Origin of the sequence: Duganella sp. CF517, from assembly GCF_900110275.1 — a bacterium.
Lineage (GTDB): Bacteria > Pseudomonadota > Gammaproteobacteria > Burkholderiales > Burkholderiaceae_D > Rugamonas.
On record NZ_FODC01000004.1, the window covers coordinates 191,857 to 215,965 of the forward strand.

The 24,109-nt window shown below is 65.3% G+C and carries 23 protein-coding genes; 14 read left to right on the top strand and 9 right to left on the bottom strand.

What is annotated here, in order from left to right:
• The 6 genes from BMX85_RS16945 (at position 1) to fdhD (ending at position 6,381) form a co-directional block, all read left to right on the top strand.
• Positions 1–801 (top strand): transporter substrate-binding domain-containing protein, encoded by an 801-nt coding sequence (locus tag BMX85_RS16945; protein ID WP_090320632.1) that lies wholly within the window; start codon positions 1–3, stop codon positions 799–801.
• The gene (locus tag BMX85_RS16950; RefSeq protein ID WP_229210528.1) at positions 788–3,481 is read left to right on the top strand and encodes an ATP-binding protein; all 2,694 of its coding nucleotides are present in this window, start codon (positions 788–790) and stop codon (positions 3,479–3,481) included. The genes BMX85_RS16945 and BMX85_RS16950 overlap by 14 nt, the downstream gene beginning before the upstream one ends.
• Positions 3,482–3,490: 9 nt before the next feature.
• On the top strand, positions 3,491–3,871 hold the full coding sequence (locus tag BMX85_RS16955; protein WP_090320635.1) for a response regulator: 381 nt from the start codon (positions 3,491–3,493) through the stop codon (positions 3,869–3,871).
• 62 nt (positions 3,872–3,933) lie between these two features.
• Complete coding sequence (locus tag BMX85_RS16960) at positions 3,934–4,608, top strand: hypothetical protein (protein WP_177196793.1); 675 nt, start codon at positions 3,934–3,936, stop codon at positions 4,606–4,608.
• A gap of 107 nt (positions 4,609–4,715) precedes the next feature.
• Entirely contained in the window at positions 4,716–5,489 is a 774-nt protein-coding gene (locus tag BMX85_RS16965; protein WP_090320637.1) for a GNAT family N-acetyltransferase, read from the top strand.
• A gap of 73 nt (positions 5,490–5,562) precedes the next feature.
• Positions 5,563–6,381 (top strand): formate dehydrogenase accessory sulfurtransferase FdhD, encoded by an 819-nt coding sequence (gene fdhD, locus BMX85_RS16970; RefSeq protein WP_090320640.1) that lies wholly within the window; start codon positions 5,563–5,565, stop codon positions 6,379–6,381.
• Positions 6,382–6,386: 5 nt separating this feature from the next.
• On the opposite strand, the gene BMX85_RS16975 is transcribed toward fdhD, so the two are convergent.
• Positions 6,387–8,708 carry an FdhF/YdeP family oxidoreductase gene (locus tag BMX85_RS16975; RefSeq protein ID WP_090320643.1) on the bottom strand — a complete coding sequence of 774 codons (2,322 nt, stop codon included), beginning with the start codon at positions 8,706–8,708 and terminating at the stop codon, positions 6,387–6,389.
• An 83-nt stretch (positions 8,709–8,791) separates the two neighbouring features.
• Between BMX85_RS16975 and BMX85_RS16980 the strand changes: the two genes are divergently transcribed.
• The 4 genes from BMX85_RS16980 (at position 8,792) to BMX85_RS16995 (ending at position 11,989) form a co-directional block, all read left to right on the top strand.
• Complete coding sequence (locus BMX85_RS16980; protein ID WP_090320646.1) at positions 8,792–9,049, top strand: hypothetical protein; 258 nt, start codon at positions 8,792–8,794, stop codon at positions 9,047–9,049.
• 75 nt (positions 9,050–9,124) lie between these two features.
• On the top strand, positions 9,125–9,592 hold the full coding sequence (locus BMX85_RS16985) for a nuclear transport factor 2 family protein (RefSeq protein ID WP_090320649.1): 468 nt from the start codon (positions 9,125–9,127) through the stop codon (positions 9,590–9,592).
• Positions 9,593–9,606: 14 nt separating this feature from the next.
• Complete coding sequence (locus BMX85_RS16990) at positions 9,607–10,149, top strand: TetR/AcrR family transcriptional regulator (RefSeq protein ID WP_177196820.1); 543 nt, start codon at positions 9,607–9,609, stop codon at positions 10,147–10,149.
• A 103-nt stretch (positions 10,150–10,252) separates the two neighbouring features.
• On the top strand, positions 10,253–11,989 hold the full coding sequence (locus tag BMX85_RS16995) for a putative bifunctional diguanylate cyclase/phosphodiesterase (RefSeq protein WP_090320655.1): 1,737 nt from the start codon (positions 10,253–10,255) through the stop codon (positions 11,987–11,989).
• Here the strand turns inward: BMX85_RS16995 and BMX85_RS17000 are convergent.
• Positions 11,975–13,174 carry a DUF1501 domain-containing protein gene (locus BMX85_RS17000; protein WP_090320658.1) on the bottom strand — a complete coding sequence of 400 codons (1,200 nt, stop codon included), beginning with the start codon at positions 13,172–13,174 and terminating at the stop codon, positions 11,975–11,977. The two genes, BMX85_RS16995 and BMX85_RS17000, sit on opposite strands and share 15 nt — an antisense overlap.
• A gap of 13 nt (positions 13,175–13,187) precedes the next feature.
• Positions 13,188–14,717, bottom strand: a complete 1,530-nt coding sequence (locus tag BMX85_RS17005) for a DUF1800 domain-containing protein (protein ID WP_229210529.1) — start codon at positions 14,715–14,717, stop codon at positions 13,188–13,190.
• 140 nt (positions 14,718–14,857) lie between these two features.
• On the opposite strand from BMX85_RS17005, the gene BMX85_RS17010 reads away from it, so the two are divergent.
• Positions 14,858–16,213: a hypothetical protein gene (locus BMX85_RS17010; protein WP_090320661.1), complete on the top strand. Its 1,356-nt coding sequence runs from the start codon at positions 14,858–14,860 to the stop codon at positions 16,211–16,213.
• Between the two features lie 144 nt (positions 16,214–16,357).
• On the opposite strand, the gene BMX85_RS17015 is transcribed toward BMX85_RS17010, so the two are convergent.
• From BMX85_RS17015 to BMX85_RS17040, 6 genes are all read right to left on the bottom strand, one after another.
• Positions 16,358–16,645: a hypothetical protein gene (locus BMX85_RS17015; RefSeq protein WP_090320664.1), complete on the bottom strand. Its 288-nt coding sequence runs from the start codon at positions 16,643–16,645 to the stop codon at positions 16,358–16,360.
• A 177-nt stretch (positions 16,646–16,822) separates the two neighbouring features.
• Complete coding sequence (locus BMX85_RS17020) at positions 16,823–17,518, bottom strand: ABC transporter ATP-binding protein (RefSeq protein WP_090320666.1); 696 nt, start codon at positions 17,516–17,518, stop codon at positions 16,823–16,825.
• Between the two features lie 27 nt (positions 17,519–17,545).
• Entirely contained in the window at positions 17,546–18,325 is a 780-nt protein-coding gene (gene phnE / locus BMX85_RS17025; RefSeq protein WP_229210530.1) for a phosphonate ABC transporter, permease protein PhnE, read from the bottom strand.
• Positions 18,326–18,348: 23 nt separating this feature from the next.
• Positions 18,349–19,194 carry a PhnE/PtxC family ABC transporter permease gene (locus BMX85_RS17030; RefSeq protein ID WP_090320671.1) on the bottom strand — a complete coding sequence of 282 codons (846 nt, stop codon included), beginning with the start codon at positions 19,192–19,194 and terminating at the stop codon, positions 18,349–18,351.
• Complete coding sequence (locus BMX85_RS17035; protein ID WP_090320675.1) at positions 19,194–20,024, bottom strand: phosphonate ABC transporter ATP-binding protein; 831 nt, start codon at positions 20,022–20,024, stop codon at positions 19,194–19,196. The genes BMX85_RS17030 and BMX85_RS17035 overlap by 1 nt, the downstream gene beginning before the upstream one ends.
• Before the next feature lie 16 nt (positions 20,025–20,040).
• Complete coding sequence (locus BMX85_RS17040; RefSeq protein ID WP_090320677.1) at positions 20,041–20,916, bottom strand: putative selenate ABC transporter substrate-binding protein; 876 nt, start codon at positions 20,914–20,916, stop codon at positions 20,041–20,043.
• A 197-nt stretch (positions 20,917–21,113) separates the two neighbouring features.
• On the opposite strand from BMX85_RS17040, the gene egtD reads away from it, so the two are divergent.
• The 3 genes from egtD (at position 21,114) to BMX85_RS17055 (ending at position 24,087) form a co-directional block, all read left to right on the top strand.
• Positions 21,114–22,055, top strand: a complete 942-nt coding sequence (gene egtD / locus BMX85_RS17045; protein ID WP_373923782.1) for an L-histidine N(alpha)-methyltransferase — start codon at positions 21,114–21,116, stop codon at positions 22,053–22,055.
• 16 nt (positions 22,056–22,071) lie between these two features.
• Positions 22,072–23,355 (top strand): ergothioneine biosynthesis protein EgtB, encoded by a 1,284-nt coding sequence (gene egtB, locus BMX85_RS17050; protein ID WP_090320683.1) that lies wholly within the window; start codon positions 22,072–22,074, stop codon positions 23,353–23,355.
• A gap of 225 nt (positions 23,356–23,580) precedes the next feature.
• Positions 23,581–24,087: a GNAT family N-acetyltransferase gene (locus BMX85_RS17055; RefSeq protein ID WP_090320686.1), complete on the top strand. Its 507-nt coding sequence runs from the start codon at positions 23,581–23,583 to the stop codon at positions 24,085–24,087.
• Positions 24,088–24,109: the final 22 nt, after the last annotated feature.

Below are 24,109 nucleotides of genomic sequence, written 5' to 3' on the forward strand. Positions count from 1 at the left end.
ATGACACAGCACCGCCATCGTGGAAGCTTCGGGCGTATCTTCGCCGCCGCCATGTTGGCACTGGCGTTGCCGTTGGCGTCGCACGCGGCAGACAAGCCGAAGGAAGTCGTCTCCCTGTGCTTCGAGGACCAGGACGTGCTGCCGTGGCGCACCGAGAAGGGCGACGGTCTCAATTTCGCGCTGCTCAAGATGGTCGAGCAGCGGCTCGACATCCAGTTCAACTACGCGAGCATCCCGTGGAAGCGCTGCCTCGCGCAGTTGAAGGCCAACGCCGTCGACGGCGCCTTCGCCGTCAGCTACAAGCCGGACCGGCGCGAGCTGGGCGAGTATCCCGGCGGCGAGAAAATCGACGCCGGCAAGCGTATGCACGTGGACCGCTATGTGGTGCTGCGCAAAAAGGGCAGCAGGGTCGAATGGGACGGCAAGAGCTTCAGTCACCTGGATGGGCCGGTCGGCTTCCAGCTGGGGTATTCGGTCGGCGACGTGCTGCGCGCGCAGAATCTGGAAGTGGACGAGGGCAGCCAGCGCGCGGTCGAACTCGCCCGCAAGCTGATCGCGGGCCGCGTGGCGGCGGCCGCCGTCGGCGGCAGCGACGCCGCCGGCCTGATGCGCGGGCCGCTCGCGCCGGAGCTGGAACAGCTGCCGATTCCGATCATCGAAAAACCGTACTTCCTGATCCTGTCGCACGCGATGCTGGCTTCGCGGCCGGAGTTGGCCGAGCGGATCTGGCGCGCCGTCGAACAGGCGCGCAACAGCGCGGCGTACAAAAAGCTGGAACGGGCCGAAAGTGCCAGTCACTAACGCCAGCCGGCCAGCCGCCGCCAGCGACGCCGCCGCCGACGCGGTGCTGATGCGCGGTCGCGGCCCGCTTGCGCGGCTGCGCGCCGCGTGGCGCCGCAATATCTTCCTGCGGCTCGGGTGCGGCATTTTCTTCGCGCTGGCCGTCTCCACCGCCATCTACACCACCTATGTGATGCAAACGCTGCGCGCCGAGGCCGAGCAAAACCTGCGCGAGAGGGCGGAGCGCTGGACGGCGGTGCTGTCGCGGGCGCTGGCGCGGCCGCTGTTCGATATCAACAGCGCGGCCGTTTCCAGCGTCGTCGACGCCTCCGGCGCCACCCCGGAAGTGCTGGTGCTGCGCGTGCTGGCGCCCAACGGCGCGGAAATCGCCAGCTATGTCTCGCCGCTGCGCGAGCCGGTGGCGGCGATCCACCTGCGGCGCGACATCGGTTTCAGCGACGCCCGCCGCAGCTATGCGCTGGGGCATATCGAGCTGGCCTTCTCGCGCCAGCAAATGGACCAGGACCTGCGCCGCCGAATCGTCGACACGGTGGCCGCCAACCTGCTGCTGGCGATGGGCATCGGCCTGTCGATCTTCCTGGTCGCGCGGCGGGCGGCGCGGCCGTTCTCCGACATCCAGGCAAGCCTGGAGAAGCTGACGCACGGGGAAACCGACATCAAGCTGTCCGGCATCGGCCGGGAGGACCAGGTGGGGCGCATGTCCGCAGCGGTGCTGCGCTTCCGCGACACGCTCACGCGCCTGCGCGACGCCGAGCACGAGCTGCGCGACCTGAACGCCGATCTCGAGATGCGCATCAGCGACCGTACCCGCGAGCTGACCGAGTCGATGCTGATCGCCGAAGAGAGCGAGGCCAAACTGCAAACCATTGTCGACACGGCGCTCGACGCCGTGGTGCGCACCAATCCCGAGGGCCACATCGTCGGCTGGAACACCCAGGCCGAGCGAATCTTCGGCTGGAGCCGCGAGCAGGCGCTGGGGCGTGAGCTGGACCAGACGATCATCCCGCCGCGCTTCCGCTACGACCACCATCGCGGCATGCGGCGGCATGTGTCGGGCGGCGGTGGCGGTGCGCTCGATACCCGCATCGAGGTGTTCGCGCTGCGCCGCAGCGGCGAGGAATTCCCGATCGAACTGTCGATCACCAAGGTTAGTACGGATACACAGGGCGGCTACGAGTTCTGCGCCTTCATCCGCGACATCAGCATCCGCCGCGCGCGCGAGCAAAAACTGGTCGCCGCCAACGTCATGGCGGAAGCGGCCAACGTCGCCAAGTCCGAATTCCTGGCCAATATGAGCCACGAGATCCGCACGCCGATGAGCGCCGTGCTCGGGATGGCGTATCTGGCGCTGCGCACCGAGATGACGCCCAAGCAGCACGACTACATCAGCAAGATCCACATGGCGGCGCTGTCGCTGCTGGGCATCATCAACGACATCCTCGATTTTTCCAAGATCGAGGCCGGGCGCCTGGAGCTGGAGTCGATTCCCTTTTTGCTGGACGACGTGCTGGCCCACGTCTCCAGCGTGACGGCGCAGCGCGCCGCCGACAAGCAGCTGGACTACGTGATCGACGTCGCCCCCGACGTGCCGCGCTATCTGGTGGGCGATCCGCTGCGGCTCGGCCAAGTGCTGATTAACCTGGTCAACAACGCGGTCAAGTTCACGCCGTCCGGGGCGCTGGCACTGCGCTGCGCGCTGGCCGGCGCCGGTGCTTCGGACGGCAAGGCCAGGTTGGCTTTCTCGGTGCGCGACACCGGCATCGGCATGACGCCGCAGCAGCAGGGAAAACTGTTCCGCGCCTTTATCCAGGCCGACGGATCGACCACGCGCCAGTACGGCGGCACCGGTTTGGGCTTGTCGATTTCGCAGCAACTGGTGCGGCTCATGGGCGGCAATATCGACGTCGAGAGCCAGGTCGATCACGGCTCCACCTTCCGTTTCGAAGTGGAACTCGCGGTGTCCGACGCGGCGGCGTTCGCGGTGCGGTCGGCCGTCTACGAGGGCCCGGTGGCGGAGCTGAAGCTCGAGGCGTCGCCGCGCCGCACCGCGCGCGTGCTGCTGGCCGAGGACAGCGCCGACAACCAGGACGTCACCCGTGAGCTGCTGGCGTTGCAGGGACTGGACGTCGAAGTCGTCGGCGACGGCCAGCTGGCGGTGGAGCGGCTGCTGGCGGCCGGGCCGCATGCCTACGACCTGGTGCTGATGGATCTGGGCATGCCGCTGCTGGACGGCTACCAGGCCACCCAGCGGCTGCGCCAGGACGGCCGCTTCGACGAGCTGCCGGTGATCGCCGTGACGTCGCACGCGCTGGCCGACGTGCGTGCGCGTTGCCTGGCCAACGGCATGCAGGATTACATCACCAAGCCTATCGATCCGCAGCGGCTGTACCGGGTGCTCTCGCGCTGGCTGGGCATGTCGATGAAGGTGGTGCCGCCGCTGCCGCCGCGCGCGGAAGTTCGGGCCGTCAGCGAAAAGGATGCGCGCCGGGCGATCGCCGAATTGCGCGTGCTGCTGGCGGAATTCAGCGGCGAGAGCCTGGATTATTTCGAGGGTGTGCGCGCCAGCCTGGCGGCGATGTTGTCGCCGCAGACCATGGCGCGCCTCAAGCATCACATGGAGCAGTACGAGTTTGAAGCGGCCGGCAAGTTGCTGGCGGCCGTGGCCGATGAAGAAGAATGAGGAGGTGCCATGAACACGAAAGTCGATGACCGCGCAACGGTGTTGATCGTTGACGATACGCCGGACAATCTGACCTTGATTGCCGGCCTGTTAAAAGACCGCTACAACACCAAGGTCGCGACCAGCGGCGCGACCGCGCTGCAAATCGTCGCGTCCGCGAAGGTGGATTTGATTCTGCTCGATATCATGATGCCGGACATGGACGGCTTCGAGACCTGCCGCCGCCTGAAGGCCGATCCCGCCAGCAGCGCCATTCCGGTGTTGTTCCTGACGGCGAAAGGGCAGGCCGAGGACGAGGTGATGGGCCACAAAGCGGGCGGCGTGGATTTCCTGCGCAAGCCGGTCAGTCCGCAATTGCTGTTCGCCAGGGTCGCTGCACATTTGCGATAACGCAAGCAAAGTTTATGTAAATGATATATATTGTTTATATTGTTGATTAAATTGGAGTAAGTATGAACAAGCCCGTTAACGGTCTGGCCAACGGAAAAGCGCCAACGACCAAAGCCGCCGCCAAGCCAGCCGCCGCCAAAATCGCCGTCGCGCCGGCCGCCAAGCCAGCCGCGAAAGCTGCTGCAAAGCCTGCCGCCAAACCTGCCGCCGCCAAGCCGGCCGCCGTGAAACCGGCCCCGAAAGCGGCGGCCAAGCCAGCGCCGAAGGCCGCCGCGAAACCAGCGGCCGCCAAGCCGGCGCCTAAAGCCGCCGCCAAGCCGGCACTGAAAACCGCCGCCCCCAAGGCCGCACCGAAAGCCGCCGCACCTAAAGCCGCCGCACCTAAAGCCGCACCTAAAGCCGCTCCAAAAACTGCTCCAAGAACTGCTCCGAAAGCGGCCGCGAAATCGCCTGTGGAAACTTCCAAAACGGCAGCCGCCAAGCCGGCCGCCACGGATGCCGCCAAGCACAAGCTGCCAAAGGAAAAGCTGGTGCGCGACAGCTTCACGATGCCTGAACAGGAATACGCGGTGCTAAGCCAGGTCAAGAAAGCCTGCCTGAAAGCCGGTTTCGAGATCAAAAAGAGCGAACTGTTGCGTATCGGCGTTGCACTGATCAGCCAGATCGACATGGCGACATTGCAAAAAGTGCTGGGCAGCTTGCCGCAGCTCAAAACCGGTCGCCCGAAGAAAAACTGATTTAAAAACAACACTTGTGCGCATGTCACGGAACTGACATTAAGTTGTCATTTCCTTGAAGTATTCGGTCGGTACGCTTGCTTCGTCTTCCACAGAAAGGATGAAGCATGCAAACCTCGATCATACAAGCGGACGTCCGAGCGACCTCCGGCAAGCTGGTGCTCAGTATGGCAAGCACGCCCGAAGAACTGCGTGAAGTGCAGCGCCTGCGCTACAAGGTGTTCATCGAAACGATGGGGCTGAATTCGCTGGTGCGCGAGGATGGCCTCGACAGCGACGAATTCGACGAGCATTGCGATCATCTGATCGTGCGCGACACGAACACGCTCAAGGTGGTGGGCACCTACCGCCTGCTGAGCGCAGCGCGCGCCCGCAAAATCGGCCGTGTCTATTCCGAAGGCGAGTTCGATCTGGGCCGCCTCAACAACCTGCGCAACCGCATGGTCGAAGCGGGCCGCGCCTGCATCCATCCCGACTATCGTGGCGGCAGCGTCATCATGCTGCTGTGGTCCGGCCTGGCCGAATATATGCGCCGCGAGAATTGCGACTATCTGGCCGGCTGCGCCAGTATCAGTCTGGCCGATGGCGGCCACAACGCCGTCGCCGTGTTCCAGTCGCTGATTGGCCAGCACATGGCGCCTTCCGAATACCGCGTCACCCCGCACCTGCCGTTCCCGTTCACCAAGCTGGAAGCGGCGCAAAAACCGCAGATACCACCGCTGCTCAAGGGCTACCTGCGTTCGGGCGCCTGGATTTGCGGCGAACCGGCATGGGATCCAGACTTCGAAAGCGCCGACTTGTTCCTGCTGCTGCCATTGGCGAATCTGGATGGCCGCTACGCGCGTCATTACGGCATGGCGAACGAGCCGTTGGCGGCGTAACGTGGCATAACGCCCGCCCGCCTGCGGTATCGTCCCGCCCCGTGTAAAATGGTTCATTTGCGGGGCGGCGGCGATGATATTGGACGATGAAGTAGAACGGGCGGGCTTTCAGCTGCGCCCAGCGGTGCGCCATCGGGGCACCGCGCCGCGGGACGCCTCCAGCGCCACCGACCGCGTCGCCGAGGAACTGCCGGTGGCACTGGTCGTCAACGGCATATCGCACGCCGTCATGATGGTCACGCCGCGCGAGTTGCAGTCTTTCGCCGTCGGTTTCGCGCTCACCGAGGGCCTGGTGGCCCAAGCCTCCCATGTCTACGACATCGAACTGCGCGAACATGCGCGCAGCTTCGAAGTGGAAATCACCATCGCCCAGGAAGATTTCGTGCAGCTTAAACAGCAGCGCCGCTCGATGGCCGGCCGCAGTGGCTGCGGCGTGTGCGGCATCGAGAGCCTGGAGCTGCTGGACCTGAAGCCCGGCCGCATCACGGCGCCGGCGCTGCACGACGAAGTGTCGCTGCCGCCGGCGATCGCGCGCGCGGCGGCGGAATTGGGCGCGCATCAGCAGTTGATGAAGGTCACCGGCGGCGTGCATGCCGCCGCCTGGTGCGATGCGGATGGCGCGGTGGTGAAAGTGTGCGAGGACGTGGGCCGCCACAACGCGCTGGATAAACTGATCGGCCACCTGGCGCTGGACGGCGTGGACATGCGGGTCGGGTTTGTTTTCATGTCGAGCCGCGCCAGCTATGAGCTGGTGCGCAAGGCGGCGCGCATGAATATCCCGATGCTGGCGACCATTTCGGCCCCGAGCACGCTGGCGATCGATATCGCCAGCGAGGCCGGGATCAAGCTGGTGAGTTTTTGCCGTCAGGACGGGTGCGTGGAGTACACCTGACGGCCTTACTCCGCAGGCGTTTGGTCCGCTGACAACGACAACAATACCGGTATCGACTTCGACGTCGGCGTGCCGGCGCCGTCGGCGGTGCTGTGCAGCGGGATCAAGCCATTGGTCTCCGGGAAGTAGGCGCCCAGGCAGCCGCGCGGGATATCATATTCCACCAGCACGAAACGTTCGGCGCGGCGTTCGACGGCGTCGTCCCATACGCTGAGCATGTCCACATACTGGCCGTTCCTCATGCCCAGCATCGCCAGATCGTCTTTGTTGACGAACACCACGCGGCGCAGGCCGAACACGCCGCGATAGCGGTCGTCCATGCCGTAGATCGTGGTGTTGTACTGGTCGTGCGAGCGCGCCGTCATCAACACCATCAAGCGCTCGCCGTGCAGGGCGCGGGCGCGGTGGATCGGCGTGTCGGTATCGACCGCGTGCACCACGAACTGCGCCTTGCCGCTGGCGGTGCGCCATTCGCGCTCGCGCGAGGCCACCTTCAGATGGAAGCCGCCCGGCTTGGCCACGCGCGCGTTGAAGTCGTAAAAATCGTCGAACACCCTGGCGACGGCGTCGCGGATGCTGGCGTAGTCGCCGGCATAGGCGTGCCAGTCGACCTTGTCGCTGCCCAAGGTGGCGTGCGCCATGCGCGCCACGATCGCCGTCTCCGACAGCAGGTTGTCCGACGCCGGCTGGTTCATGCCGTACGACAGGTGGACCATGCTCATCGAATCCTCCACCGTCACGCCTTGCGGCACGCCGTTTTGCATGTCGATCTCGGTGCGGCCCAGCGTCGGCAGGATCAGCGCCTCCTTGCCGAGGATCAGATGGCTGCGATTGAGCTTGGTGGCCACGTGCACCGTCAGGTCGCAGGCGCGCAGCGCGTCGAAGGTGAGGGGCGTGTCCGGTGTCGCCATGGCGAAATTGCCGCCCATGCCGAAGAACACTTTCACCTTACCGTCCAACATCGCCTGGATGCTTTCGACCACGTCGTAGCCATGCGCGCGCGGCGGCTCGAAATCGAACACCTTTTGCAGGCGGTCGAGGAAGGCCTTGGTCGGCTTTTCCTCGATGCCCATGGTGCGGTCGCCCTGCACGTTGGAGTGGCCGCGCACCGGGCACAGGCCCGCGCCCTTGCGGCCGATATTCCCGCGCATCATCATCAAATTGGACAGCATCTGGATCGTCGCCACCGCGCCCTTGTGCTGGGTCAGGCCCATGCCCCAGGTGCAGATGACGTTCTTACCGTTGATATAAACGTCGCTCAGCTCCTCGATGCGCGCGCGCGGCACGCCCGATTCGGCCACCAGTTCGGCCCAGTCCTGGGCGCGCAGGTCTTGCGCGAACGCGTCGAAGCCGGTCGTGTGTTCGGCGATGAAGGCGCGGTCCAGCAGGCCGTCCTGGCCGGCGGCCATGGCCTCGTCGTCGCGTTCGACCAGGCGCTTGGCCAGCGCCTTGATCAGCGCGAAGTCGCCGCCCAACGTCGGCTGGATGAACATGGTGCTGATGGCGGTGCTCGAATTGGTCAGCATCTCCAGCGCGTGGGCCGGGCTGGTGAAGCGTTCCAGGCCGCGCTCGCGCAGCGGATTGATGGAGACGATGCGCGCGCCGCGCTTGGCGCAGTCGCGCAGTTCACCGAGCATGCGCGGGTGGTTGGTGGCCGGATTCTGGCCGAAGATCAGCAAGGTGTCGGCGTGCTCGAAATCCTCCAGCGTGACCGTGCCCTTGCCGATGCCGACGGTGCCCGGCAGGCCACGGCTGGTCGGCTCGTGGCACATGTTGGAGCAGTCCGGGAAGTTGTTGGTGCCGTACATGCGCACGAACAGCTGGAACAGGAAGGCCGCCTCGTTGCCGGTGCGGCCGGACGTGTAGAACGCGGCCTGGTTCGGATCGGGCAGGGCCTTCAGGTGGCGGGCGATCAGCGCGAAGGCGTCGTCCCAGGCGATCGGCAGGTATTTGTCGCTGGCGCTGTCGTAGACCATCGGGTCGGTCAGGCGGCCGTGCTGTTCGAGTTCGTAGTCGGACTGGCGCAGCAGGTCGGCGACGGTGTGCGCGGCGAAAAACGCCGGCTTGACGCGCTTGCTGGTCGCTTCGGCGGCGACGGCCTTGACGCCGTTCTCGCAAAACTCGAAGGTCGACGCGTGTTCGCGGTCGGGCCAGGCGCAGCCCGGGCAGTCGAACCCGTCAGGCTGGTTTTGCTTGAGCAGCGTCCTGAAATTGCCGCCGCTGACCTTCTCGCGCACCAGGTTGATGGCGACCTGTTTCAGCGCGCCCCAGCCGCCCGCGGCGTGGTGGTACGGTTCGATGTGGCCTTCGGGTTTATCTTTTTGCATGTTGCCTTCCGGTAATATAACTTATTTCCGAGAGTATAGTGCAGAATGACTTTTGCGACAGAAAACGGATCAAGGATGCGGTGATGGATGATGAAGTGATGGCGGTGCTGATCGGCTTGCTCGAAGCGCTGTGGCGCATCGAGGCCGCGCAGCCCGGCAAGCCGTGCTCGCTGGCAAAGCTGAGCAAGCAGTCGCAGCGCCCGATGAGCGTGCTGCGGCGCCAATTATTGATGCTGGTGGAAGCCGGCTGGGTCGAGCTGAGCCTGGACGAGGGCGGCATCACCGGCAGCGTGCGCCTGAGTGCGGCCGGACTCCGACTTACAGGGGAGCTGTTTACCTGATGAAAGGCCCTTGCATCGAACCCGGCAACGGCTTAAACTTGCTGTACCGTTTGGTACAACTCTAGAAAGCACAACATGACACGTCCTCCGCTGCCTCCCTTTACCCGCGACACCGCGATCCAGAAAGTCCGCATGGCCGAAGACGGCTGGAACACCCGCAATCCGGAAAAAGTTTCGCTGGCCTACACAGAAGATTGCAAATGGCGCAACCGCGCCGAATTCGTCACCGGCCGCGCCGACATCGTCGCCCTGCTGACACGCAAATGGACGCGCGAGCTGGACTACCGCCTGATCAAGGAATTGTGGGCGTTCGAAGGCAACCGCATCGCGGTGCGCTTCGCCTATGAATACCACGACGATTCCGGGCAGTGGTACCGCGCCTACGGCAACGAAAACTGGGAATTCGCCGCCGACGGCCTGATGCAATGGCGCCTGGCCAGCATCAACGAGGCGCCGATCGCGGCGGCCGACCGCAAGTTCCACTGGGATGCCAGCGGTCCGCGTCCGGCCGATCACGCCAGCCTGAGCGAGCTTGGCTTCTAGCCGTGGCAAGGGTGATGGGCGAGCGCGGCGACGTGGTGCCGCTGCTGGCCGAGGTGTTCCGCAGCTATGGCTACGAGGGCGCCAGCCTGGCGCGCATCAGCGACGGCACCGGCCTGGGCAAGGGCAGCATTTATAACTTCTTCCCTGGCGGCAAAGAGGAAATGGCCGCGGCCGTGCTGGCCCATATCGACGGCTGGTTCCGCGACCAGGTGTTCCAGCCGCTGCGCGAGGGCGCCGACGCGGCGCGGGGCGTGGACGACATGTTCACGGCGGTCGGCCGCTATTTCCTGTCGGGCCGCAAGGTGTGCCTGGTCGGCGTGTTCGCGCTCGGCCATGAGCGCGACCGCTTCGCCGTCAAGGTGCAGGCGTACTTCGCCGAATGGATCGCCGCGCTGGCGTCGGCGCTCGAGCGCGGCGGGCGCGCGCCGCAGGCGGCCCGCGAACTGGCCGAGGACGCCGTCGGCGCCATCCAGGGCGCGCTGGTGCTGGCGCGCGCGGCCGACGAGCCGGAGTTGTTCATGCGGTCGCTGGAGCGGATGCGGGCGCGCTTGGCATAGCGTCGATGAACAGGCCCGGCGGCGGGGCCGACCAAGGCGGCGCAACGGCGCGGCGAACCGAATCGGTGGCGGCCGGTCAAACTTGTTTTGACGGGTGCCCGCCATGAATCCTCCGCTGACCGCCGTCCTGGCGCCCGAGCTCGCTCCCGACATCCTGCTGCGGCAGATCTACCTGAACGTGCGCGACTTCGCGATCTTCACCGTCGATCCGCGCGGGCTGGTCACCAGCTGGAACATCGGCGCGCAACTGGTGTTCGGTTTCACGCCCGACGAGATCATCGGCAAGAGCATCGACGCCATCTACACCGTCGAGGATATCGCGCAGGGCCACCCGGAGTTCGAGCGGCGCACGGCCGCCGAGTGCGGCCGCGCCACCGACTACCGCTGGCACGTGCGCAAGGACCGCTCGCAGTTCTGGGCCGACGGCATCCTGACGCCGATTCCCGGCCCGGCCGACCCGGCCCAGCCCCTCGGCTTCCTCAAGATCCTGCGCGACGTCACCGACCGCAAGCTGGCGCAGGACGAGATCCACCGGCTGGCGTCGATCGACGTGCTGACCGGCCTGGCCAACCGCGCCGCCTTCGACGCCCACCGCGCCGAGATGGTGGCGCTGGCGGGACGCACCGGCCAGCTGTTGCTGCTGCTGATGATCGATCTCGACCAGTTCAAGGAGGTCAACGACCTGATGGGCCACCACGCCGGCGACCACTTGTTGCAACAGGTGGCGCAGCGCATCCGCGCGGTCAGCCGCGAGAGCGATTTCATCGCGCGCATCGGCGGCGACGAATTCGCCATGCTGCAGCTGTACGCGCCGTCGCCGGCCGCCGGCGGGGCGTTGGCGGAAAAGCTGCTCGAGTCGCTGCAGCAGCCGTTCCTGATCGACGGGCGCGACATCCGCATCAGCGCCAGCATCGGCATCGCCGTCTGTCCGGTCGACGCCACCACGCCGGACCATCTGCTCAAAAAGGCCGACCTGGCGATGTACCACGCCAAGAACGACGGCCGCAACTGCTTCCACTACTACACGCAGGAACTCGACGCGATCGCGCACCGAAAAAACGCCGACCACAGCGAGTTGAAGCGCGTCATCAACGGCAAGCAGTGCTGGCTGGCCTACCAGCCCATCGTCGACGCCGTCAGCGGCCGCACGGTGGCGATGGAGGCGCTGTTGCGCCTGCCGGGCCGGTTGTCGCGGCACTCGGTCGATTACGTGATCGGACTGGCGCAGGAAATCGGCCTGCTGCCCGACCTGGGCGCGTGGGTGCTGCGGCGGGCCTGCGCGCAGCTGCGGCAATGGCGCGACGCCGGATTGCCGCAGCTGCGCGTGTGCGTCAACACCTGCGCCGAGGAGCTGCGCAACGCCGATTACCAACGCCGTCTGGACCTGGTGCTGGCCGAATTCTCGCTGGCGCCGCCGGATGTCGAACTCGAATTGACCGAGCGCGATGCCATCGAACTGGAACGCAGCGGCAGCGATATCATTTTCCGTCTGCGCGAGCGCGGTTTTCCGCTGTCGCTCGACGATTTCGGCACCGGTTATTCGTCGCTCAGTTATCTGCGGATACTACCGGTGACGACCATCAAGCTCGATAAGAGTTTTTTGCATGGTGTACCGGAAAACGCCGACGCCAACGCGGTCGCCGGTACCGTCATCCAGCTGGCGCGGAGCCTGCGCTTGCGGGTCATCGCCGAAGGCGTGGAGAGGCCGGAGCAGGTCGGCTTCCTGCGTCAGCTGGGCTGCGGCGCGTTCCAGGGACATCTGTATTCGCCGGCGCTGTCGGTGGACGAGGCGACCGCGTGGCTGCGCGCGCAGGCCGCGGACGGCTCAGATCAAGCCTAGATCCTGTCCCTTGGTGCCGAAGATGCGCTCCACCCCACCGGCATCGAGTCCGTACATGCGCGCGAACAGGCCGCCGAACATGGCGCGGTATTCGTTGAGCACCGGGTAGTCGCGGTTCTGGAACAATGTGTTCTGCTCCAGCCGTATCTGCTCGCCGCGCACCCGGCCGCCGGCGATGCCGCCGCCCAGCACCCAGTACACGCTGCCGTGTCCATGGTCGGTGCCGCGGTTGCCGTTCTCGCGGAAGGTGCGCCCGAATTCGCTGACCACCACCACCACCGTGTCCTTCCAGTCCGGCCCCATTTCCTTCGCATAGGCGGCCAGGCCGCGCCCCAGTTCCTCGAAGCGGCCGGCCAGATAGCCGGTGGCGCCGCCCTGGCCGACGTGGGTGTCCCAGCCGCCGACATCGACGAAGCCGATGTTGTATTTATCCTTCATCAATCTGGCGATGCGGCGCGCCTCCAGCTCGAAGCCCTTGGCGGTGATGGCGTTGCGGTTGGCCGCGTCCATCTCGCCGATCATCTCCTTCATCACATCCTCGCGCACCACGAAGCCGTCGCGCACCTGCCGCGCCAGCGCCGTGTCGCCATACATCGAGGCGATCAGCTTCGCCTGGCGGGCGTCGACGCCGGGTTTGCCGATCGAACGCAGCGCCATGTTGGGCACTTGCGCGCCGCCCTGCATGATCAGCGGCAGCTGGTCCGTGAACGAGATGGCGCCGGCGCCGATGTTGGAACGATCGGAGTTCAAGGTCGTCGCCAACCGGTTCAGGAAGCCGGAGCGGTAGTCGCGCGTGCCATCGAGTGCCTGGCCCAGTTCTATGCTGTCCTGCGTTTCGAAGTGGCTGCGCGAGATGTCCTCGGTGCCGGCGAACGGCACGAACGCCACCTGGCCGATGGTGAACAGCGGGTAGATACTCTCGCGCAGCGCCGGGTGCAGGCCCCAGTCGGCGTTGACCGGCAGCGCCGCGTTGAGGTCGTCGCCGGGTTTCGGCACCGCGATGTTGGGCCGCGCCTTGTAATAGAACTGGCTGGAGATCGGCACCAGCAAATTGGCGGCGTCGTAGCCGCCGCGCATGAAGACGAACAGCAGCCGCGTCTTGCTGGCCGGTGCGGCCCACAGTTTGCCGGCCATCGTGGCGACGGGGAGCGCGGCCAGGGAGTGGAGCAGGGTGCGGCGTTTCATCGGCGTCTCCTCTTCAGCGGTGCATCAACTCCGGCGACGACAGCAGGAAGGTGTTCCATTCCTGCGGCGACGTGGCTTGTTCGAGCGCCTGGCGCGTGGGCTGGCCCAGCGTTTGCTGCAGCGTTTGATAGTACAGCGCGTTGGCCAGTTGCGGGAAGGCGGGGCGCTCGGTCGGCTGCGGGCCGTCGGTCTTGAACAGGCCCGCGTTGCCGGAGCCGATCGCCTTGGCGATTTCAAAGCGCGTCGTCATCTGGCCCGGACTGGCCCAGCCGGATTCGGTGAGCGGATAGCCGTCCGGCGTCTGGCGTCCGTACAGCGGCTCGGCCATGCGGTTGAGCCACGACAGCATCGGGCCGGTGTTGAGGATCACCTTGTCGTCGTAGGTCAGGCGCACGGCGGAGACCACGTAGTGCACCGGATCCTTGAACTTGCGGCCCAGCGACTGCGCGAATTCGTCGGAGGTGAACATCGTGCGCAGCACCGCCGCGATGTCGCCGTCGCTGGCGGCGAAGGTCGCGGCCATGCGCCCGACCAGCGCCGGCGGCGGTTCGTCGGCGACGAAGTAGACCGCCAGCTTGCGGCTGATGAAGCGCGCCGTGGCAGGGTGGCGGGTCAGGCGCTCGATCGCCTCGTCGACCTCCGCCAGTCCCCGGCCCTTGACGGTCTGTCCGAGGAATTCCTTGTTGCCGTAGTCGTGGCGGTTGGGATTGAACTCGAACAGGCCTTGCCGCAGGTACTGCGCCTGCAGTTCCTTCTTCACCTTCGGTTCGGCGTTGCCCAGGTTGACGCCGACGCCGGTGAGGATGCGCGCCAGTTCCTGCACGTCGCGCTGGCTGTAGCCGCCGTCCACGCCCAGCGTGTGCAGTTCCATCAACTCGCGCGCGTAGTTCTCGTTGATGCGGTTGGCGGCGTTTTGTTCGTTGTCCAGGTAGCGGATCATGGCCGGATGGCGCAGGGTGGCGGCCAGCAGGTCGCGGAACTTGCCCAGCGCGTGCGGGCGCACCGCCTTGTCCTCGTAGTCGCCGACCAGCACGCGCAGGTTGCTCTTGCCCTGGTGGACGCTGAAGTGGTTCATCCAGAACCACGTCATCTGTTCCTGCAGCTGGTTGGGCGAGTACAGGTCGCGCAGCAGCGAGCGCGCCGCCGCTTCCTTCGCCACCCGGTTCAACTCCTGCTGGTAGGCCTGCTGCGCCGACTTCTTGTCGTCGTCGACGGTGATTTTTTCGATGTCCTTGCGTTGCTGGTCCAGCTCCTCGATCAATTGCCGCAGCGGCTTTCGGGTGATCGTCATGGCGTCGATCTGCGCCTGCGCGGCAGGCGGCAGCGGCGCCGGCGAGGGATGCAGCTGGCGATCGAGCCAGCTGTCGTAGCCGAGTTTTTCGGCCTGCTGCCAGGTGCTCTGGTTGACGCCCCAGCTGACGCGGTTCAAGGCGCCGGCCAGCTGCCGTGGCTGGACCGCCGAGGTGGCGGGGGCCTGGAAGGGCGTGGCGCAGCCGCCGAGGAGGAGCAGCGCGGCGCAGGCGGCCAGGTATCTGATTCGCATGGGCGTGATGGGCATGGTGATCGTCATAAGGCTGTAGAGTACGCCAATCCGGACGAACTGCTATATTTGCGATGTATCGTGTGCTACAACATGTTACCGTGGCCCGCAGCGCGTCCCACGATTTCCTCATCGAGAACCCCATGGCCAGATATCCGCTTCGCCTTCTTTCGCTATGCGCCGCGCTGTCGGCCGGCCACTGCGCCTTCGCCGCCGTCACCTTGCAGGTCACGGCGTCGGCGCACACCGAAGCCGCCAAAGGGGTGACCAACCCGCCGGCCGATTCGCGCCAGGTGATGGACGTGACGCTGTCCGATGACTATACCGCTGTCAAGATGCCGAAGGTTGAATTGATCTACGACTTCAAGTCGCGGCGCTACCGCGTGCTCGATACGGTCAACAAGGTCTATGTCGACTACTCGCTGTACAGCTTCGCCGGCTTCCGCGCGATGGAGTTGAAGAACCGCGAGAACGTCAACGCCATGCTGGCCAAGGCGAAGATCGATACGCCGCTGAGCCGCCAGGTGGACCGCGAGCATGAGCTGTCGGTGGCGGACGGCGAGGCGGTGAAGATCGACGAAAGCGCCGGCGACGGCATGCTGGAGTTTTCCAGCGAGGGCCGCAAGCTGGCCTCGTGGAGCAAGGCCGGCGCCAAGGTCGGCGCGGCCGACGCGGCGCGCTTCGCGCAGTTCCTGCGCTATACGCAGGCGGGGCATCCGCAGCTGCTGGCCAGGCTGGCCGGCGATGGCGTCATTCCCGGGCGGTTGACGTTCATCGTCAACACCGGCGTGGGCGTGCGCACCGTCAGCATCAGCGTCGCCGACGTGAAAAGCGCGCGGCCGCCGGCTTACGATCTGAAAGGCTACACGCCGCGCGCTGCGCGGCCGGGCGATGCCGTGGGCGGACTGGCGGGGGAACTGGATATCATGCTCGACCGGATGGCGGCGCTGACGCCGGAGCGGATCGCCGCGCTGCGCGCCGCCCATCCCTGCGACACCGCCGCCGACTACCGCGACGACCAGCTGCTCGACACGATGCTGGGCCGGACCGAGTGCGTGCTGGCCACCGGCGAGCCGATGCTGCCGTTCACGCCGGCGCAGCTGGAGAAGATGCGCGAAGACCCGGCGGTCGCTCTGATGCTGGCAGCCGTGAGCCCGAAGAACAAGGAGGAGTACGAAGGCGCGGTCAAGACGCTGGCGGAGCTGCGCAAACAGGCCCCGCGCAAGGCCTACGTGCTCAAGCTGCTGGAGGCGAACAACCGCCTGCGGCTCGGCCAGCGCAAGGAAAGCCTGCGGCTGTTTGGCGAGGTGCTGGAGGCCAATCCGGTATTGGGCGGCGCCTACAAGGATCTGGGGGATTTGCTGCTGTTGACCGGCGATAGCCCGCGCGCCTGGCGCAGCTGGGACATCGGACGCGCCATCGCGCCGAAGGTGCCGAATTTCACGGTGGTCAATGACTTCGAGGCGCAACTGCTAAAGCGCTATCCTGAATTCTTTTGATTGGTTTGGTGTCGGGTGGGACAAGGTGAGGCTCGAGGGAGGCTTAATGCGGCGTTCAGCGGGGTTTGGGCTGACGCTTTGGTGCATTAAGGGGGCGCCGCTACCGCATACCGGCGCCTGGCATGGCAAGATCAGCTGTGCTGCTCAATGCATTGAAGCGGTCGACAGATCTTTTAATTCCCGTATGCTGATCTCTGACTTTTCATGCATACGCAGCAAAATCGTCGCTCCAACTGCCAACTTGCGGTGTCGGATTTTGCTGATGATGGGAGGCTGCACTTCCAAAACTCGGCACAATTCGGCGTCGTTTTTTAAGTTCATTTTTTCGATCAAGGTATCAAGCAACTTATTCGGGACGAAGCTGGATGGTTCCAGCGCCCGAGCACGATTCATGGCCTCGATCAGTTCCAGCTTTTTTTGCCGTACGTTCATGATTTGCTCCTCCTTTGCTCAAACGTGTCAAAAAAGACGTTTCCCAGCAAGGCTAGCGCCCACACTTTTGATCTGAATGTGGTGCGCGACTCAACATTCTTGATAACCATGCAAGTTAATTTAAATAATACTACTTCGCGCGGAAAATTGCTGGGTTTAACAAATGAATTATCTTGTTTATTGCTTAAACGGGTTGACGTTTGTTGTTTCTTGTATGCAGCTTTTCGATAGTTGTAGGACTTTGTCTGTCATCTCGGCCGCCGTGTGCGAGTGGGTCACCATGATGGCGCACGCGCCGGTCGATTTTATTTCGCGGCGCAACAAGGTGAGGATGCTGTGGGCGGTGTCGGGATCGAGGTTGCCGGTCGGCTCGTCGGCCAGCACCAGCGCCGGACGGTGCACCAGCGCGCGGGCGATCGCCACGCGCTGCATCTCGCCGCCGGACAACTGGTGCGGGAAATCGCCGCCGCGCCCGCCCAGGCCGACGGCGTCGAGCATCTCCGCCGCGCGCGCCGTGGGCAGGCCGTTGAGCAGCAGCGGCAGCGCGACGTTCTGCAGCAGCGTCAGATGCGGCAGCACGTGGAAGGCCTGGAAGATGAACCCCATGCGCGCGCGCCGCAGTTTGGTGGCGGCGTCGTCGTCGAGGCCCGCCATCGGCACGCCGTCGACGATGATCGGCGACTCGCCCGGCGCGGCGTTGGCGGCGATATCGGGGGTATCGAGGCCGGCGATAAGGTTGAGCAGCGTCGATTTGCCGACGCCGGAGTCGCCCATGATGGAGACGAATTCGCCCGCCTTGAAGGTCCACGAGAGGTTGGACAGCACCGGACGGCCGCTGGCATAGGATTTGGACAGGTTGCGCAGTTCGAGCATGGGGACGGGGTCCTGGAGGGAAGCGGATTAGCGGGTGAGCGCGCGGCGCATCGCGAAGCTGATGGCGTCGACCAGCGCCACCAGCAGCAGCATGGCGATGATGACGGTGGCCGCCTTCTGCATCTGGAACAGCGACAGGTGGTATTTGAGCATCTGCCCCAGACCGCCGGCGCCCACCACGCCGAGGATGGCGGCGGCGCGGATGTTGTTCTCCCAGCGGTACAAGGTATAGGACAGCATCTGCGGCAGCGTTTGCGGCAAGGTCGCGTAAAAGAAGGCGCTGATGGCGGAGGCGCCATTGGTGCGCAGGCTTTGCTCCGGCAGCGGGGCGGCGTTTTCCAGCGCATCGGCAAACAGCCGCCCCAGCACGCCGGCCGTGTGCGCGGCCAGCGCCAGCGTGCCGGCGAACGGACCCAGGCCGGCGGCGATCAGCAGGATCGAGGCCCACACCAGCTCCGGGATCGAGCGCAGCACGTTGAGCGCGGCGCGCACCGCCGCGCGCGGCGCGCGGCCGAAGCGGCCCGACGCCGGCAGCGACAACGCCAGCCCGGCGACCACCGCCAGCAAGGTGCCCAGCGCCGACATCGACATCGTTTCGATCGTGGCCCACGCGGTCTTGGTCAGGAAACCGGCCGACAGGTTGGGCGGCGCGAAGCCGGCCAGCAGTTCGACCACGCTGTCGACCGCGTCGGCGGTGAAGAACTCGCGCCACTTGAGCGGCAGGGCGGCGAAGCTGGCCGCCACCAGCACCAGCACCAGCGCCATCAGCGCCAGCACGGTCCAGTCGCGGGGCGGTGGTTCGGGCATCTCGGTTCGCGGTTTGACGTCGATCATCCGAGCCGCCCGCGCAGGATTTTGGAGAACAGGTCCGCCAGCGCGACCAGCGCCACGAACACCAGCAGCATCGACGACACCTCGGCGCCGGCCAGCATTTTCATCGATTCATCCATGCGCTGACCGAGTCCGCCGGCGCCGACAAAGCCCATCACCACCGAGCCGCGTATCGCGCACTCCCAGCGGTAGACCGTGTACGACATCAGTTCCGACGCCGATTCCGGCAGCGCGCCATACAGCAGCGCGCCCAGCCTGCCGCTGCCGTTGGCCATCAAGGTGTCGGTGGCGTGCGAGTCGGACGATTCCAGGATCTCGGCGTAGACCTTGCCCAGCATGCCGCAGTAGGTGAGGGCGATGGCCAGCACGCCGGCGGTGGGGCCGAGGCCGATGATGCGCACGAACAGCAGCGCCCACACCAGCTCCGGCACGCTGCGCAGCAGCACCAGCAGCCAGCGCACGCCCTGGCGCAGCAGCCGGGCCGCCGGGCGCATGCGTCCCGTGCCCAGCGCGGAGATCGACAGTTTTTCGTTGATGATCAGCGTGGCCGGGATGGCGCCCAGCAGCGCCAGGGTCAGGCCGGCGGTGGCGATGGCGACGGTCTGCCAGGTTTCGCGCAACAGCATGCGCAGGAACTCGGCGCCGTGCGCGGGCACCAGGAAGTCGGCCAGGAAGCGTCCCGTGGCCGACAGGCTTTGCCAGTCCCACAGTATCCACGGCTTGAATTCGCTGACGACCAGCATCGGCCACAGGACGACCAGGGCCGCCGCGCAGGCCAACAGCCGGCCGCGCCATGCGGGATCGGCGCGCAGATGGGGCGGGAAATCGGGTGGAGAAACAGCCATTACAGACAAGCGCCGATGCCCAGTTTGACGGCCAGCGCCTCATGGTCGGGGGCCGGCGCGCTGGCGGTTTGCTCGCCCTGGTACAGCGCGTCGATCATCTGTTGCGTGACCTGTTCGCGCGGCAGGTCGAATTCGATGCGGCCGTTGCGCAGCGCGACGATGCGCGGGAAGTGGCGCAGCGCCAGCTCGACCTGGTGCAGGCTGCAAATCAGCGTGGCGCCGCGCGCCGCGGCTTCGTCGCGCAACGTGGCCAGGGTCAGTTCGGACAGCGCCGGATCGAGCGCGGACAAGGGCTCGTCGACCAGCAGCGCCTTGGCCGGCGACAGCAGCAGGCGCGCCAGGCCGCAGCGCTGGCGCTCGCCGCCGGACAGGCGGTCGACGCGCGAATACAGTTTGTCGCCCAGATTGAAGCGCGACAGCGCCTGCCACGCCGCTTGCGGGTCGGCGGGTTTGAAGAGTGACACGAGGGCGCGCCACACGCTCCATTGCGGCAGGCGCGCGGCCAGCACCGCCGTCACCACGCGCTGGCGCGGCGGCAGCGGCGGGGTTTGCGGCGCCAGGAACAGATGCGCGCGCAGGCGGTGGCGCGCCGATTCGCGCAGCGCCCATGGATCGATGCCGAAGGCTCTAAAACCGCCTTCGGCCGGCCGCTGGGCGCACGCCAAGGTGGCCAGCAAAGTCGTCTTGCCGGCGCCGGAGGGGCCGATCAGCGCCAGTTGCTCGCCCTGTTGAACGGTCAGCGAGATCGCTTGCAGGGCGGGAGCGGCGGAAGCCGAAGCCGGCGCGCCGAGGTGGCGCACCGTCAGGTTCCGCAATTGGTAGGTCGGCATGACGTACTTTTAAACCTTACTTCTTCAGCAGGCCGGCGTTTTGGGCGGCGGCTTCGATGGCGGTGTAGTTCTCGGCCTTGGTCGGGATGAACTTCGAGGCGCGCTGCAGATCCATGATGATCTTGTCCTGCGGGTTCTTCGGATCGAGTGCCAGGAAGGCGTCGGTGATCTTCTTCTTCAGGTCCGCGCTCATGTCGGTGCGCACGCTCCAGTTGTAGTCGAAGTAGCCAGGGGTGGTGTAGAACACGCGCACCACGGCCGGATCGACCTTCTTCTCGGCGACCAGTTTTTCCCATACCGAGATGTTCAGCGCGCCGGCATCGACCTTGCCGCCGGCGACAGCGGCGACGGTGGCGTCATGCGCGCCGGAGAAGGCGATGCGTTTCAGATCGCTGTCCGGATCGATCTTCGCCGCCAGCAGGTAGGAGCGCGGCATCAGGTGGCCGGAGGTCGACGACTCCGAACCGAAGCTCAAGGTGCGGCCTTTCAGGTCTTCCAGCTTGTTGATGTCCTTGTTGGTGGTGATGAACACCGAGCGGAATTTTTCGTCTTCGGCGCGCTGCACCAGCGGCGTGATCTGGTTTTTGCTGCGGTCCTTGGCCTGCACGAAGGTGAAGCCGCCGAACCAGACCATGTCCACTTTCTTGTTGATCAGCGCTTCGACCGACGCCGCGTAATCGGTGACCGGGGTGAATTCGACCTTCAGGCCGGTCTTTTTCTCCAGGTATTCGCCCAGCGGCTTGAACTTGCGTTGCAGCTCCGTCGGCGCCTCGTCCGGGATGGCGGACACGCGCAGCACGCGGTCGGCCGATTGCGCCTGGGAATGGGCGGCGGCCAGCAGCAAGCCGGCGGCCAGCAGGGATTTGAGCGTGTTCATCGGGGAAAATTTCATCGTCGGTGCCCTATGTGAAGGATTTATGCTTCTATTTATATGAATGTAACTCGGCCGAAAGTGAAAAACCGCACGGTCATCGGCCACGCGGCACTTCAAAATGGATATTCAGCTATCATAACAAAAAGTTTGTCTACGGCAGGGGGAGACCGCTGGCGGGACACGCACCTTCAGTCAAAGGCAGAGTCACCATGCAAATGTCCCGCCCTCACGGCAGCGCTGCGGTCGTTGCCGAAATCAGCGCCGGTCTGCTGGCTCCCAACGCGCACACGTCGCCCAAATACCTGTACGACGGCCTCGGTTCCAAGCTGTTCGAGGCCATTTGCGAACTGCCGGAATACTATCCCACCCGCACCGAGGCCGGCATTTTCGCCGCGCACGGCGCGGACATGGCGCGCGACATCGGCACCGGCACCTCGCTGATCGATCTGGGCGCGGGCAATTGCGCCAAGGCCGCCGCCCTGTTCCCGCTGCTGCAACCGGCGCAGTATGTGCCGGTCGATATCTCGCGCGACTTCCTGCTCGATGCCGTCTCGCGCCTGCAACAGCGCTTCCCCCACATCGACATGACGCCGCTGGGACTCGACTTTTCCAGCGGCTTTTCGTTGCCCGACAGCGTGCGCCATCGGCGCCGCCTGTTTTTCTACCCCGGCTCGTCGATCGGTAATTTTTCGCCGGAACAGGCCAAGGTGTTCCTGCGCGGCCTGCACGCCAACGCCGGCGAGGACGGCGGCCTGCTGATCGGCGTGGACCTGATCAAGGACGGCGCGGTGCTGGACGCGGCGTACGACGACGCGATCGGCGTGACGGCGGCCTTCAACCTGAACATGCTGCGGCACGTGAACCATTTGCTTGGCGCCGACTTCGACGTGCGCCAGTGGCGGCACCTGGCTTTCTTTAACCAGGAGGAAAGCCGCATCGAGATGCACCTGGAGGCGCGCAGCGCGTTGACAGTGCGCTGGCAGGGCGGCGAGCGCCGCTTCGCGCAGGGCGAGCGCATACACACCGAAGACAGTTATAAATACACGCGGCAGTCGTTCGTCGGCCTGCTGGAGCAATCCGGGTTCGCCACCAACCGGGTCTGGACCGATCCGGCGGGCTGGTTCGCCGTCATCCACGCCCGCGTCATCCGCAACTGACAGGAAGCGACACGATATGGACATGCGTTTGCCACAGCAGCCACCTTTCGCCCAACTCGGCGCCCGCTATTACACCGTGCGTCAGCGTTCGCTGCTGCTGGCCGAACCGTTGACCGACGAGGATTGCGGCGCGCAGTCGATGCCGGACGCCAGTCCGATCAAGTGGCATCTGGCGCACACCACGTGGTTCTTCGAGACCTTTATCCTCGAACGCATGGAGCCGGGCTTCCAGCCTTTCCATCCGGCGTTCAGGGTGCTGTTCAACTCCTACTACAACGGCGTCGGCGAAAAGCATCCGCGCGCCCAGCGCGGCCTGTTGACGCGGCCGGCGATGGCGCAGGTGCGCGCCTACCGCTCCAATGTCGACGCGCGCGTGGCGCGCTTGTTGGGTGGCGAGGCCTGCGAACTCGATGAATCGCAGCGCGGACAGCTCGAGATGCTGATCACGCTGGGGCTCGAGCACGAGCAGCAGCACCAGGAACTGATGCTGACCGACGTCAAACACCTGTTGGCGCAAAGCGCCTTGCTGCCCGCGTATATGGAGGCGGCCATGCCGCCGGCGCCGGTGGCGCCGCCAGTGTCATGGGTGGACGTCGACGGCGGCCTGACCGAGATCGGCTACGACGGCGCCGGCTTTTGCTTCGATAACGAGCTGCCGCGCCACAAGCAGTATGTGGCGCCGTTCCAGCTGGCGTCCCGCCTCGTGACCAATGGCGAGTACCAGGCGTTCATCGCCGCCGGCGGCTACTTCAACGCGGCGCTGTGGCTGGCCGAGGGCTGGGATTGGGTGCGCAGCCAGAATCTGAAGTGCCCGATCTACTGGCAGCAGGACGACAACGGCAACTGGCGCGAATTCACGCTGCGCGGCGCGCAGCCGCTGGACCCGAACCTGCCGGTGACGCATCTTTCGCTGTTCGAGGCGGACGCCTATGCCCATTGGGCCGGCGCGCGCCTGCCCACCGAGGCGGAGTGGGAAGTCGCCGCCGCCGGTGCGGCCGTCGAAACCGGCGAGCTGCATCCCGCCGGCGCCGGCGTCGCCATGCTTGGCGCTGCGGGGCTGCTGCAAATGTTCGGCCATTGCTGGCAGTGGACCAGCAGCAGCTACTCGCCGTACCCGGGCTACCAGACCGCGCCGGGCGCGCTGGGCGAATACAACGGTAAGTTCATGCTGAACCAGTATGTGCTGCGCGGCTCGTCGTGCGCCACGCCCGCCGGGCACGCGCGCGCCAGCTACCGCAACTTCTTCCCGGCCGGCGCCCGCTGGCAGTTCACCGGCATCCGGCTGGCGCGGCAAGCCTGAATCCGCCGCCGCCGCCTTGGTAGCGCCGGGCGTTATATCGCCCCGGTCCCGCCACAATCCGCACGCACAAGCGGCACAAGGCCTGTCATAAATGTCATACGAACGATCTTAATTAGCATATGCGGGTTAAGTTTCATCCGCGCGCCCCTATTCGCTTGCTATTGGTAGTGAGGTAAATGATAATTTATGCATCGTTCGATTCCACTTTTTTATCTTTCTCTTATTATGCCTATCCTCATACGCCGATTAACTCCCGCAGACGCCGCAGCTTTCCAGTCATTGCGCCTTTCCGGCCTTCGTGAAACCCCAACCGCTTTCACATCCAGCTATGAAGAGGAGTGCAATACACCGATCCCCGTGACCGAGGCATACTTCGAATCCGAGGCTGGCCGCAACCGTTTCGGCGCTTTCGACGGCGACCGCCTGGTCGGCATGGTCGGCGTCGGCCGCGAATCGCAGATCAAGCTGCGTCACAAGGCCTACATTCGCGGCATGCAGGTCGATGTCGCCTATCGCGGCACCGGCGTCGGCCGCCAGTTGATGGAACACGCGATGGAATTCATCTCGACCATGGAGGGCGTGACCAAGGTCACCTTGGCCGTCACCGTCGGTAATGCCGCCGCCATCACGTTGTACGAGTCGATCGGCTTCAAGGTCTATGGACGTGAACATTGCGCGTTGATCGTCGACGGCGTGCCATACGACGATGTGCTGATGGATATCCAGCTGTAAGCGAAGGTCTCAACCCCAAATC